10 protein-coding genes and 1 pseudogene are annotated in these 12,021 nt (G+C 59.9%); 3 read left to right on the top strand and 8 right to left on the bottom strand.

Features of this window, described 5'->3' with window-relative positions:
- Window positions 1-77 precede the first annotated feature (77 nt).
- Both AAHB17_RS23665 and AAHB17_RS23660 read left to right on the top strand, forming a co-directional pair.
- Window positions 78-1,001 carry a hypothetical protein gene (locus AAHB17_RS23665; protein WP_342133524.1) on the top strand — a complete coding sequence of 308 codons (924 nt, stop codon included), beginning with the start codon at window positions 78-80 and terminating at the stop codon, window positions 999-1,001.
- Between the two features lie 679 nt (window positions 1,002-1,680).
- Window positions 1,681-2,868 (top strand): hypothetical protein, encoded by a 1,188-nt coding sequence (locus tag AAHB17_RS23660; RefSeq protein ID WP_342133523.1) that lies wholly within the window; start codon window positions 1,681-1,683, stop codon window positions 2,866-2,868.
- A gap of 399 nt (window positions 2,869-3,267) precedes the next feature.
- On the opposite strand, the gene AAHB17_RS23655 is transcribed toward AAHB17_RS23660, so the two are convergent.
- Genes AAHB17_RS23655 through AAHB17_RS23645 form a run of 3 tightly spaced genes read right to left on the bottom strand, consistent with a single transcriptional unit; the run spans window position 3,268 to window position 5,630 of the window.
- A complete protein-coding gene (locus AAHB17_RS23655; protein ID WP_342133522.1) occupies window positions 3,268-3,936 on the bottom strand; it encodes a S24 family peptidase in 669 nt (222 codons plus the stop codon).
- Window positions 3,933-5,288, bottom strand: coding sequence for a type II toxin-antitoxin system HipA family toxin (locus AAHB17_RS23650; RefSeq protein WP_342133521.1), 1,356 nt, complete (start codon window positions 5,286-5,288; stop codon window positions 3,933-3,935). Before AAHB17_RS23650 ends, AAHB17_RS23655 begins: the two co-directional genes overlap by 4 nt.
- Before the next feature lie 15 nt (window positions 5,289-5,303).
- Window positions 5,304-5,630 (bottom strand): helix-turn-helix domain-containing protein, encoded by a 327-nt coding sequence (locus tag AAHB17_RS23645; protein ID WP_342133520.1) that lies wholly within the window; start codon window positions 5,628-5,630, stop codon window positions 5,304-5,306.
- A 581-nt stretch (window positions 5,631-6,211) separates the two neighbouring features.
- Between AAHB17_RS23645 and AAHB17_RS23640 the strand changes: the two genes are divergently transcribed.
- The gene (locus AAHB17_RS23640; RefSeq protein WP_342133519.1) at window positions 6,212-6,643 is read left to right on the top strand and encodes a hypothetical protein; all 432 of its coding nucleotides are present in this window, start codon (window positions 6,212-6,214) and stop codon (window positions 6,641-6,643) included.
- 100 nt (window positions 6,644-6,743) lie between these two features.
- Here the strand turns inward: AAHB17_RS23640 and AAHB17_RS23635 are convergent, their stop codons facing one another.
- The 5 genes and pseudogenes from AAHB17_RS23635 to AAHB17_RS23615 all read right to left on the bottom strand — a co-directional run bounded on the left by AAHB17_RS23635 (window position 6,744) and on the right by AAHB17_RS23615 (window position 11,776).
- Window positions 6,744-6,989, bottom strand: a complete 246-nt coding sequence (locus AAHB17_RS23635; protein ID WP_342133518.1) for a hypothetical protein — start codon at window positions 6,987-6,989, stop codon at window positions 6,744-6,746.
- A gap of 222 nt (window positions 6,990-7,211) precedes the next feature.
- Window positions 7,212-8,318: a hypothetical protein gene (locus tag AAHB17_RS23630; RefSeq protein WP_342133517.1), complete on the bottom strand. Its 1,107-nt coding sequence runs from the start codon at window positions 8,316-8,318 to the stop codon at window positions 7,212-7,214.
- A 313-nt stretch (window positions 8,319-8,631) separates the two neighbouring features.
- Window positions 8,632-9,683: pseudogene (locus tag AAHB17_RS23625) on the bottom strand (IS110 family transposase).
- Between the two features lie 99 nt (window positions 9,684-9,782).
- Window positions 9,783-10,241 (bottom strand): hypothetical protein, encoded by a 459-nt coding sequence (locus AAHB17_RS23620; RefSeq protein WP_342133516.1) that lies wholly within the window; start codon window positions 10,239-10,241, stop codon window positions 9,783-9,785.
- Window positions 10,242-10,252: 11 nt separating this feature from the next.
- Window positions 10,253-11,776 carry a tyrosine-type recombinase/integrase gene (locus tag AAHB17_RS23615; RefSeq protein WP_342133515.1) on the bottom strand — a complete coding sequence of 508 codons (1,524 nt, stop codon included), beginning with the start codon at window positions 11,774-11,776 and terminating at the stop codon, window positions 10,253-10,255.
- Window positions 11,777-12,021 lie beyond the last annotated feature (245 nt).

Below are 12,021 nucleotides of genomic sequence, written 5' to 3'. Positions count from 1 at the left end.
CATCTCGGGTGGCGCTTTCAACGCGTAGTCCTCGAAATCGAAGCTGATACGATTGAAATCAAAGGAGCGCGAGATAGATGAACAAAGACTTTTTGTGGCGTGCAGGACTGACCGCAGCGGCAGCGTTTGTCGTGGTGTACAGCGCATGGGGAGTATTCAAGACGGGGGTGTTCCTCCCAGTCTTGATGCTTGTTCCAATGCTCGCGCTCTTGCTACCTCAGTTGCGTGACATGGCCAAAGCGAAGCTAAAAATTTGGCCAGGTTACGGCTGGAGCCTTGGCCTTGCATTTTTCTTGATGCTCATACAGGCCGGGTGGTTTGGTGACGGCGCCATTGCCAAACGAGATGCCGAACAGGCACGCCTCGAGCAAGAATTGGCGGCACGCGTTGCAAAAGTCAAGAAGGACAGACTGGACGAGTACAACAACAAGAAGCCAGAAATCCTGGCCAAACTTGAAAGCCTAATTTCCAGTGGCAAAGGGCGGGATGCACTGACACTGGCAAACGGATACTTGACCGTCACAAAGGACCCTGACCTTGCTCGGGTGCAGTACAGGGCAGACCTTGCCTCAATGCGTGAGGAGTTGAAGGACGAGAAATCAGTACCGCTAGAGCGCTTGGTGAAGATTTACGAGACGCTGCAAACCGAGGAGCCAGGTAGCGCGTCGGCCTACCAAGCGAAGCTGAAAGACGCAAAAGAGCTCCTGGCCATTCAAGAAAAAGTGAAAGCCGCAGCAAAGAGTCGGCAGGAGCTCGAGGCTTCCGTGACGAAACAGTTTTCGGGCTTTGATGGTTCACACAGAAACGTTGAGGCCGCCATCAAGGCTCGTATGCATAACCCCGGTAGCTACGAGCACGTTCAGACAAAGTACAGCGTAGGAGCCAACTCGATTACCGTCTACACAACATTCCGAGGCACCAACGGATTCGGTGGAACTGTGACGGGGTTTGCAGTTGCGGAGGTTGATGGCCAGGGCCAGTTGCTCAGCCTGCGTATGTAATGAATGCAGTTAACCCTCTGGCCCAGCAAGGTCCATCGCTCCATTCGATGGCTTGACCTGCGTAAGCCTAGTGCGATACGCGCTGGCATTGTCTTCAGTCCTGATACTGGTGTCGGTGATTGTTGCGTGGGTGATACTGGAGGCTGGGCAGGCCACGCTGTTTACCCTTGCGGGGGTGGCGTATTGGGTGCTTGTTCGCAAGCTCATTGGCTGGTGGAGGCAAGCCAACGTGCGTGCCATTCGCATCCAAGAGGCCAAGTCGAGAACGGCCCAGGCCGAACCAGTCGACTTCATCGCGACAGAACCGATGGCATTTGACAGCCCGGGTGTAGTCCCTGTTGAAGCCCCGGAACATGCGCGACCACAAGCCCCAGCACATGGCACAGCGATTGCGCCAGTGATGTGGTCCCCTTGGCCCTCAGGGAACGCGCATTCGGGCGACCACCTATTGCCCCCTCAGAACGCCTCGCCGGCGGCCTCAAGAGCGCCGCCGCCTTCCACGCAACCAGCACCGGTACCGGGACCTGCCGCACCAGGCACTGCGGCCCCGATGCCCCCCCTCATGTCACGGCCAGGTGATGGGACAGGCACATCTACACCCCGCAGCTACGATCGCCACGCCAATCCAGCTCAAGCCGTCCTCAACTTGCTCCGGGAAATGCAGGGCACAGGCGAATTCTTGTCGGTCACATACGCCTATGGTTCGCGGCCTGGGCAAGCAAGGGATCTGGCGGTCACGGGATTCTCCGCAGATGAAACGGCGATCATGGTGCGCGAGCAAGGTGTCGCGGACGAAAAAGTCTACGTTGTCGCACGAATCATGGAGATTCGAACGCAAGATGGCCTGGTTGCCACGAACCACCAGACAACACGTAGCTATCAAGAATCTCTCCGACAACGCCTAGAACGTGAGCGTGAGCGGAGCGCGATCATCGACGTCTGTGCCTCAGGACACCCTAGACAGCTGCTGGACATGCGCTTCATCGTCATCCCCGCGGCCGGCAGCTATTCGATCGTGAACCAGAAGAACAAACAGACTGCCCAGGTCCGCGCCCTGAACCTGGACGGTGGCAATCGGGCGGCGTTCGCCGTCGAGATGATGTTGGGCCGTTCGAGTGGTCTGTGGTGGGAAATTCAAGGCGTCATGGTCAAGTGCCAGGTTTACTGGCCGCAGTGGATGCAGCTGCGAGAGGCTGCGCACGCTGAGTGCCGGCGCATCGCAGCGCAGTATCGAGATGAAAACCCGGACCTGCAGTGGGAAGCCCTGTCTTTTCGGGAAAGGTGCGACCACTACCGCAAGTCCCCGCTGTGGAAGCTGGACAACTGGGAATACATGGATTGGGGACGGATTTTCGAAGCGCAGAAGGTTGACATCGAGGCGTGCCTGCGAATCTTGGCCGAGGTGCCCCTGTCCCTTGAGGAGTACAAGCAGTACATCCTGAGCTCCAATGGCCCACAGACACCGCTCACCCTGCCCGATGACCACATCAGCCAGCAAGCCCTGGAGAAGCTGCTCACGACTGGGCTGGCCAAGCGGCCGGACCCGCTGACACTGGAGGACGTCCTGAGCAAACTCAAGACAGCTGAGCTCAAGGCCATCGCCAAACCGCTGGGCATCAAGGTGTCAGCTCTGAAGAAGGCCGAATTGATCGCGCAGTGCCTGCAGGCGATCCCCCCGGATCAGGCCTCAAGGTTGATCGCCGATGCAACCGCGCCTGACGCCTATGTTCTGCAGCCGCCGGATGGGCTCACCTGGGAGGAGTTCCAGGACTTCAAGTCGTGCTACCGGCAGATGTTCTCGATGCTGGCCGCGTGGCTGGATGGTGAACACGAGTTTTCGGCGCCGGTGGTGGCAATCCTGGGCTGAGCCGCGCGGATCGACGTTGCGCTGGCCAGGTGGGATTGGCCGAGCAGCACCTGGGAGCGTTGCGTTTTGGTGTGCGAGCACCCCGGATGGCTGCTGAGTTGCTTGCGCAAACGCGGACCTGGTCTAGACTGAAGCTTGGCAAACACGGTGAGAACCGTGCAACGCAAAGCCACAGCCCTATGGACCTGAACGCTCTCTGGTGAAGCGAATATTCGTGGCCCCCTTGGTTGTGAATGCTGATTCAGGCAGGGACCCCATTGGTCGCGTGTTTGACGTTCGACCACCAGAGTGACAAATGCCCAGCCGCGCAGCCATGTCGCTCACAGCGCCGGCGAGCGAGGCTGGCCAGCAGCCCCAGGCGCTAGGTGTGGCGGTTGAAAGTACCCGAAGGCAAGGCCCTTACAGGCACCGAAATTCGACGGTTTCAACGACGCGCCCGATCACCCGGACGTTGGAATCCAGCGGGACAGTCGGATAGCGTGTGTCGTCGGCGATCAGCAACAAGCTGGACCCATCGCGCACCACTTTGCGAAAGAGGGGCGCTTTGGCACCTTCCACGGCTACGACAACGACCTCACCTGCGTTGACCTGGCTGCGTTGGGCGACCACGGCATAGGCGCCCACCGGGCACTGACTGGCAAGCGCAGAAGATTCGACCCGGATAGCGGCCGCGGCCCCCGAGTCGTAGCGCTGCAGGGTCACCAGTTTTTGCGCGCTGCTGTCGACCGTCCAGTTGACCATCTCGGCCTCGCTCAGCACAGGAACAGTGTGGAACTCAGGCGCGGATAGCCGCCGGGGGTTGGGTGGAGCGTCCTCCTGGCCCAGCAGCCAACTCGGGGTGACGCCATAGAACTTCGCCAGCTCGAGCAGGATTGCATTGGGAGGTTCGTGCTTGCCGCTCTCCCAATTGCAAACAGATGCCTTGTCGCGCCCAATCAGCTTGGCCAGATCTGCCTGCGACACGGATGGCTCTTTCTGCCTGCGGCATTCCCGCAAACGCATCGCCAGGATGGCGCGCACAGGACTTAGCGCCGCTTGTTCTGAGGTGTCCTTTTTCTTCTTCGTCATTGGGTGTTTGTTGACTGACTTGCTGAGGCCCCACCAGCCTTTTGAGCTCGCTTGCGCAAGGATTCAATGGCAGGTGTGGTCGTGAAGTGATGAAGGAGCTTGGTCTTTTGCTCATCGAGCAGCTTGGAGGCCGAGATCATGTCAGGCCAGGCCGCGTTGGCTTTGTGCACGGTGTCCTTGATGAGGGCATTCACCTTGGGCTCTTGCAGCCCCGGCACCGCGTTGCACAGCTGGCGCACGACCTGGGGTGAGATCCGAGCGTGCTTGGGCCCGTCGGCCGTGAACTTCAGCGCATGGCCGCGCCCGCCCAGGTAGGCGCCGTAGGCCACCACGTCGTAGGCCGGAGACAACTCGGGCGTGATGCCGTCGCGGTACAGCAGGCCATAGTTTTTGAGGTGCCCGTCAAAGTTGCCCAGCAGGTCGTTGACCACGATTCGTCTGAGCATTTCGTGGGCCGCTTCGACGCCAAGCCCAGGCGTTTGCACCAGGATGTTGAGCATGTTCGCGTAGCTGGCCCGCCCGTGGGTGTACTTGTCTGCGGGAGGAACCCCCAGGATCTGGGCAAAGTCCTCGCAGTGGATGTGCCTGGCGTGCTCTCGGTCAAAGCGACGCACCGCGAGGAACTCTGCGCCCTCCCCCAGCACGTAGGGCTGATCGGCGTCGATGTTTGCCAGAGGCGCCAGCCAGACTTCGCAGACGTTCACCCCAGCAACACCCGCCATGCGCATGGACAGATCCTCCACCTGGGGCAGCCGCGGGTACTCCACGGTGGGAAGCTTGGCGATGATGTGAACGCCCTTGGCTGTCTTCGTGCGCGCCACGTAACGCCCACCCGATTGCACCAGCGAGAGCTTGGGCTGCACGCCAGACAGCGAGGTGGCTTCGGGCAACGCCATGGGTGCCACGGAGGCCTCCAGCGCGTCGTTGTGCTGGGTCACCACCTTGGCCACGCTGTGGCTGTCCAGCGGCGCTTGTTCGACATAGACGGCACCGGGCAGGTCAGTGCCGCACACGCTCAGCAGGCCAAAGTCATCGCCTTTTTCGAGGTTGGCGATCTGCTCGAGGTGCCGGCGCAGTGGGCCTTCCGGCAGCAGGTTGGAGAAAAATGGTGGCAGCGTCTCCCCGTCCCCGTTGAAGAACGGCTGTACCGTGTATTCGCCGATGAACGCTGCGCGGACTGTGGGGTCTTCCACCCGGGCGTTCAGCGACAACACGGGCGCCGCATCGTCAGACCAAAAGCGCTGGTCGGGAACCAGGCGCGTGATGGCCGCCGCACCCATCCCGTACTGGAACAGCATGCCGACCAAACGCCTTCTGGGCCCGATGTAGACGTTGACTGCACGGTAGCGCATGGAAAGCTCCTGGTCTTAGGCGCGCGAGCGCTTCGTCACGTCATGGCCAGGATCGCCCAGGCGCAGGCCAAGGTGCCTCTCCACGTCCGAGAGCACGGTGCGCGGCGCCTTGGTGTCCTGTGCGAGTGACTGGGCCGCGTCCTTGGGCAGCAGCACCAGCTCGAACCCCAGTTCATCGGCGAGGGCCATGGCGTTTGTCAGCCTGGGTGCGGATTCCCCGGCCAGGATGTGTCGAACGGCCTGATCGGTCAGTCCGGTTCTGAGAGCCAGTGTTTTGGCCGTCAGTTTGTGAGACTTCTGGGCCTTCGTGAGAGCGGCGGAAAACTCGGCGAGAGTGCGCATGATGACTTAACCCCCTTCCGGACTAGAAACGGTACTTTAGTATTGTACGCCTCGCCGATCAACAACGACAGTTTTATATTGTTTTTCGAAGTTAAGGTACTCAACATTGCTCGGGCCGCCCACAACCCTGTGTGGTGAGCCCCGCAGGTCTATGCCGTCAAACTGGCTTTGTGGGCATCCCTGCCCACTGAACGGCATCGAGCGCAGGTTGACCAAGGCCGCAATGTCTTGATCGGCCGACCGTTCAGAGGAGATGGGAATCACGCGCGATCGACAGAAGTGCGCCTTGTTCCATGGTGCGGATTCTGGCGTTGGTGACCAGTCATTCCAGCAACATGAACACCCGCACGAGGCACTCTCAGTAAAAGCCGCAAGCGGCCACCAGACGTCGTGCGGAAGGGTGTGTCGACCGTCAGATTTGAACTGGTCACCGACCGTTGGTCTCTGCGGATGGTCTAGGACCAAGGGGTTAAGTGCCACACCTGTTCCGAGCCACCTTACTCTTTTCTCCGTTTTTTTGCTTGACACTGCGTTTCCATTCGAATTAAAGTTCATTTACGTTTAAAAACGGAGCTTTAAGCATGGAAACGCAAATTTCGATCCCTGTCGCCACCCGTCAGTTCTTGGAGCTGGCAGCCTTTCTAAAGGCTCAGGGTGACACTCGCGACCCTGTGCTCGCGGTGCAGGACGCGATCGACTACTGGCTAGATAACGCTAGTTGGAAGCCCGAGTTGCTACGCCAGGTTCAGCCATCGAACCTGGGCTACCAGTGGAAGGGTCTGTTCTTGCCTGACTCCACAGAAGTGCGCATGCAATACAAGAGCGACTGGTACTACGCCAAGGTCGAGGGCGACAAGCTGATCTACGAAGACGAGCCCATCACCCCAGGCCGCTTGGCCAACACCGTCACGGGCACGAGCCGAAACGCCTGGCGGGACCTATGGATCAAGCGCCCTGCGGATGCTGAATGGCTGCTGGCTGACGACTGCCGCGCAGCTGGCGAGGCAGGCTGAAGCAATGAAGCTGCCGCCACCGGTTCTGAATCGGTCGACCTACCTAGCGGCGATGGGAATCACGCGATGGCGGACGGCGCATGGGCAGCAGATACGGTTCCTAGATTGCGCCGGCGGCCGCGCCCTCTGGCGCTGGCTCGATTGGCTTTTGCATCCACACGCTGGGCCAACCGGTGGCGATGTCCTTGCCCTGCAGGTACTCATCGAGCACCCACCCCCGGCTCTTGGCCAGCTCGACGGCCGCATCCAGTTCCTCTCTCGGGAAAGCCGCGATGCTGATCTGGCGCACCCGCCCCGTCACCTTGCCGGCCAGGTTGACCAGATTGAATTCGCCCAACTCAATCACGACCCTTGGCATGTGCCCTCCACCCCACAACGCATGACAGCCATGCCGGCATGAACGTCCATGCCAGTATGAACACTGTCCCTGAACATCCCAGAATGAACGGCGCCTCTATCTATATAGAGTGCCCCACCGGGTCCTACCAAACCTACCGAATGCAGCGGGGCCGCAGCTGTCAGTCTCATCGCATTCCCCACCAGGCAGCGCACGCTGACCTTTCCTTGCTCAGGCACCGAGCAGCCCGGCCCACATCACCGAGCCCTTCGCCTGCTGGACGCGCAGCTTGGTTTTCTGCAGCGCTTCCTGACTGATCACCTCCGCGACCTCGCTCTTTGTGGAAACACTGTTGGCGCCACCGGCTCCTGCCTCCGCACTGGCGGGCACACCGCTGACACAGCTTTGCGCCAGCGCGCGGCGGTCCTTCAACTCATCGCGCCGCTCCTCACGCTCGTCCACGCCCAACTCGGTGCAGATCGCCTCAGCGCTGGCCCGCCCGAGCTTCCTGACCCGCTCGCGCGCAACCAGGCCAGTGGCGATGTAGCCGATCCCCTCCGGCAAGAAGGACCAGATGTTCACCCGTGGACCAGACGGCAGCTTGACGCACCGGTGGTCGATCCAGCCCAGCTGTGCCGCTTCGCGAAAGGCCATGTTGGCGCTTCGACGCAGGCTCACGAACTTGCCGTCCCCCGATCCCCGCCCATCAACACCAAACCGGATCACGCGTTCGGTGGTCACCCAGTATTTGCCATCAATGAACTGCACACCAGTTGCCGCCAGCGGAGCAAACTGAGTTTGTTCATTCGAGAGGCTGCTGGGCTCACCCTCCCCGCCTTCCCTGGTGAGTTCCCCACTGACAACGCCCGCCTTCCCTTCGGCATTCCCGTGCGCTGCACCACCTGCCAACTCTGTTTCCACCTCATCGCCGGCCCAGCCCATCTCCTGCACCTCGAGCGCAGCGCTGCACTCGCCTTGCGGATGCTCCCCAAACTGGTAGACATGCTCCCCCAGTGCCCGGGACATGAAGCACAGCAGGGGGAAGAGGCGAGGCACCTGGAACAAGTCGCTGGTCACCCCAACCAGGCGCGGGCCATGCATGCCCACCACGCCCTCCCACTCGGGCAGCTGGCTCAGGCCATCGGTCAGCCAGCTTCGGTCATCCAGCAGCATCGTCGCCGGCGCAATCGCCGCCACAAACGCCTCCTGCGCCTTCAACCGTCCATCGCTGGCCACAGCACCACTGGCAGCGAGATCGTTGGCCGCATCAGGCACTTCCCGTGCTCCCAGTACTTCGCCATCGCCGTCGACCTGACTTGGCTTCGTGTCCGTGTCCATAGCCTCGGCCGCATCCCCCTTCAGCAGCTGAACCGCCTACATGGTCCGCCCAAGGAAAGCAAGATTCGGCGGCGTGAAGGTTTGAAAGGTTTGCGACCTTACATTCGGGCTGTGTATGCGATCGTGTCGCTGCCCATGATGGCTATTCGCGGTCAGAGCTCCTATCTCCGGGCTGTACTCACGGTACGGGCGGTTCATCGGGATGTCTCCAACCTGGTTTGACCCTCATTCCATCACTATGCTTCTTGCAGGCTCTCCTTCAAAACGGTGTGAGCAGGTTGGCTTTGGGATGTTGCTCAACGATCGGTGGTGTTCAGCGCGCGCTTACTGTTTCCAGTGGATTCCATTTGACCTTGTCAAAGGCTATGCCTTTGGCAAGGATCGCCCAAGCTGTGCGCGCCATCTTGTTGGCCAGTGCCACCACCACCACGTTGAAGCGACGTCGCTCAAGCAGTTGGGTGATCCAACTTGATTTCTCTGCCCTGGCAACGACAGCCCTGGCCCCCGCAATCAGCAGGGTGCGCAGGTAGGTGTCGCCCCGTTTGGAGATGCCCAACTGCTGCGTCTTGCCCCCTGTGCCCACCTGCCTTGGCACCAGTCCAACCCACGATGCAAACTGGCGACCGGATTTGAACGTCGTGAAGTCACCGACGGCCGCCACCAACGCCGATGCCGTCAAATCCCCAACGCCAGGGATCTGCTCAATTGCCTGCATCTGCCGGTCTTGCCTGATCATGACGCGCAAGCGCTGGCCGAGCAGGTCGATGTCGTCTTGCAGGGAGTCAATGCGTTTGAGCTGCTCCTGCACGCTGATCACCAGATCTGCACTCAGCTGATCAGCCTGCTGTGCTTTGGCCAGCTCGACTTGAACGGTCTTGAGCAACTGTTTGTACCCTACCGGCAACGCGATGCCGAATTCGGCCAGGATGCCACGCAGGGCATTGGTTTGCATGATGCGCATCTTCATGAGTTGGCGGCGCATGCCATGCAGGGCCATACAGGTTTGCTGTCGTTCTGTTTTGACCGGCACGGGTTTGATGTGCGGCTGCTGCGCGCGGCCACCCAGATCGCCTGAGCGTCCATGGCATCAGTCTTGTCGCGCAACAAAAACGCTTTGACATGCTGGGCAGGCAGCATCTTGACTTCATGCCCAAGGGATCGAATCACCCGTGCCCAGTGATGGGACGTGCCACAGGCCTCCATTGCAACCAGACTGCGTTGACACTTTGCAAAGAACTCGGCGAGCTTGGCGCGCTTGATTTGGCGGCGCTGGATCTCACCCGACTCGATGTCGACGATGTGCAACTGAAACACTGTCTTGGCCAAATCCAGACCAATGACGGGCAGGTTTGCTGTAGATTGCATGGCGGGGCCTCCAGGCTTGGGTAGTTGCAAGAACCTCCACTTTGGCACTCTGATGCCGTTTCTGCGAGGCCCCATCCGACTCAGGATGGAAACCTCACGTCAGCGCTTCGCTGTAGGTGGGCGGACCATGCCATCTCCAAACATCCGGACAGGCCGGCAAATGACGGGCGCCAACTGTGTTGTGCTCGACGCCTCACCGGCTTCCCCGGCTTCACCGCCTTCATCCGCTTTGCCCTCAACGCAAGTCAGTCGGGACTGCGGCTCGTCGTCGGCCCCACCCAAGTCATCCCCCTCTTGCGTCGCCGCCGGCACAAACTCTGTTGAGTCAACCATGGGCACGTGAGCCATCGCCTTCACCAACGTCCGCAAGGGCACAGGCCTCACTCGATCCGAACTCCAAACCGGATCGAGCTTGGCTGCACGAACGCTTTCTTCCACACACCGCAGGTAGGCATCCAAAACCTTTGGCTCCATCGGCACGCCTCCGACCAAAGTCAGGCAGGTTCTGGAATCGGCAATGCCAGCCGCACTCATGGTTTCACATTTCTGGATTTGCATCTCAACCTCACTCACTGGAACCCAGCCACTGGACCACTTGGGTCATTAGGCTTCCGCAGTGCCTTAATCGCGTCAATGGAGTTCTGAACTGTAGGGGCCGCCCGGCTAGGGTCCACCGGAACCAGGCCGTGCAACTCCAGCCGCGCCACATTGCCCCCGATTGCTTCCAAAGGCGCAACCGCAGTCAAAGAGCAACCCAGCAAATCGGTAACCCGCCATGAGATTTCGCGTGCGACCGCCCAAACCTTGCTCTGGTCCGCATCCACCCCAATCGTCACGGTGTCCCTCTTTTCCACCTGCTGCCCGTCCGCGTGTCCAGCACAAACGTAGACGCCCCTTGCATCAGCACGCTTCGCCAGCTCCATGAGCACATCGTCCTTGTCCAGAACCTTGATCAGGCGCTTGATGTTCGCGCTCTTGAAACGCGACACCCCTTTGTGCGTTCCGATGTACGCCGAAACAATGTCCGTACGGCTGTGCCCCAACCGAAAAGCGAGTTCCTTTCGCACGCGTTTGTCTTGTGACTTCTCCAGGACTAGGCCACCCCGCACCGGCGTATCCGTCCCCGTCAATGCCTTGTAGCACTCTTGTGCATAACCATGTCGCAATCCGTGCGCAACAAGGCCTTTGTCCGCCTTTGTAAGGCCGACCTCTTTCAGCACGTTGTACAGGTGCCACTTCGCTTGTTTCATCGAACGCCGGCGAGACGGACCGATTAGCCCATGCGGATTGGAATCGGCCAGCTCAAGCGCCTCTGCCAAAACCATGCGTTGCCGGTCCGTCTCGATGGGAACAACGCGCGACCGACCTCCCTTGGTCCCAGCCAAAATGTGCAGCGAGCCATAGCGAATCATTTCCTCTGGCTTCGCGGAAAGTGCTTCTTCAACGCGCAACCCAAATGCACCAGCCAACCGCAAATGGCATGCGGTATATACGCAGATTTCCCCGACCTCCTTGATCAGCTCCTCAGCCAGCTCTGTGTCAAGGCCCCAGTCCTTAGGACGCGAAGCATAGTTCGAGGTCGTGATCCGCGATACGTCATCCGTGAAGTACTTCAACGGTGGGCACAGGTCAGGCTTGTTCAGCCACACGCATAGCCGACGAACCGCCGTATTCAAGTTCGCCAAATGCTTTGCTGACAGGCCTTCCGCTATCAATTCGATGAACAGCCGTTCAACCTGCCTGGCGGTAAGGCTCACCAGATCACCTGGTCGCATGTTCAAACGCTTCATGTGCCCATCTACCGATTTGAGCCGCTCTCGGTAGCTTTTCACCGACCTGAACGACATGCGCCGATGTCTTCCTATGCCCGCGAGCATGTCCATCCGGTCGATCACGAAATCAACCTGGGCTTTCCACTGGTCGGGAAATGCGGCGCGCGCAGCTTCCGCCAGCTCGGCGCCCAAGCCTAGCTCTCGTTCTCTCACTCGCCGCACTGTTTTGTGAATCTCGCCAGCAGCAGCGTCTTTCAAATACTGGTTCTTTCGTTCCCGCATACGCAGGCTCTTGTTGTCCTTGGATTCCTTGGGTTCCATTTCAGACTCCTAAAACTTTGAATTGCCGTGGTGCTGACCTCTGACAGATACCTTGGGGTGGCATCTGTCCGAGGTCACATGTACCTGCGCCCGCGGTGAACATCCGCTGACCAGCTACGTCGTTTACACAGGCTCTCGGACTCTTCATTCAATGAAGCCGAGCTAGGGACTCCGGGTCGTTAGCATCGTGAACCGACTGCTCCTCTTTCCAGGGAGGGCGTCCTCCCCAGAGGGGAGCAATGAAA

Origin of the sequence: Hydrogenophaga sp. OTU3427 (assembly GCF_038440225.1) — a bacterium.
GTDB lineage: Bacteria > Pseudomonadota > Gammaproteobacteria > Burkholderiales > Burkholderiaceae_C > Hydrogenophaga.
This window is presented reverse-complemented; position numbering and strand designations above follow the sequence as displayed.

Coding starts and splice junctions, on each gene's coding strand:
- AAHB17_RS23665 (WP_342133524.1), top strand. CDS start 78: ATGAACAAAGACTTTTTGTGGCGTGCAGGACTGACCGCAGCGGCAGCG.
- AAHB17_RS23655 (WP_342133522.1), bottom strand. CDS start 3,936: ATGACGAAGAAGAAAAAGGACACCTCAGAACAAGCGGCGCTAAGTCCT.
- AAHB17_RS23650 (WP_342133521.1), bottom strand. CDS start 5,288: ATGCGCTACCGTGCAGTCAACGTCTACATCGGGCCCAGAAGGCGTTTG.
- AAHB17_RS23645 (WP_342133520.1), bottom strand. CDS start 5,630: ATGCGCACTCTCGCCGAGTTTTCCGCCGCTCTCACGAAGGCCCAGAAG.
- AAHB17_RS23640 (WP_342133519.1), top strand. CDS start 6,212: ATGGAAACGCAAATTTCGATCCCTGTCGCCACCCGTCAGTTCTTGGAG.
- AAHB17_RS23630 (WP_342133517.1), bottom strand. CDS start 8,318: ATGGACACGGACACGAAGCCAAGTCAGGTCGACGGCGATGGCGAAGTA.
- AAHB17_RS23620 (WP_342133516.1), bottom strand. CDS start 10,241: ATGCAAATCCAGAAATGTGAAACCATGAGTGCGGCTGGCATTGCCGAT.
- AAHB17_RS23615 (WP_342133515.1), bottom strand. CDS start 11,776: ATGGAACCCAAGGAATCCAAGGACAACAAGAGCCTGCGTATGCGGGAA.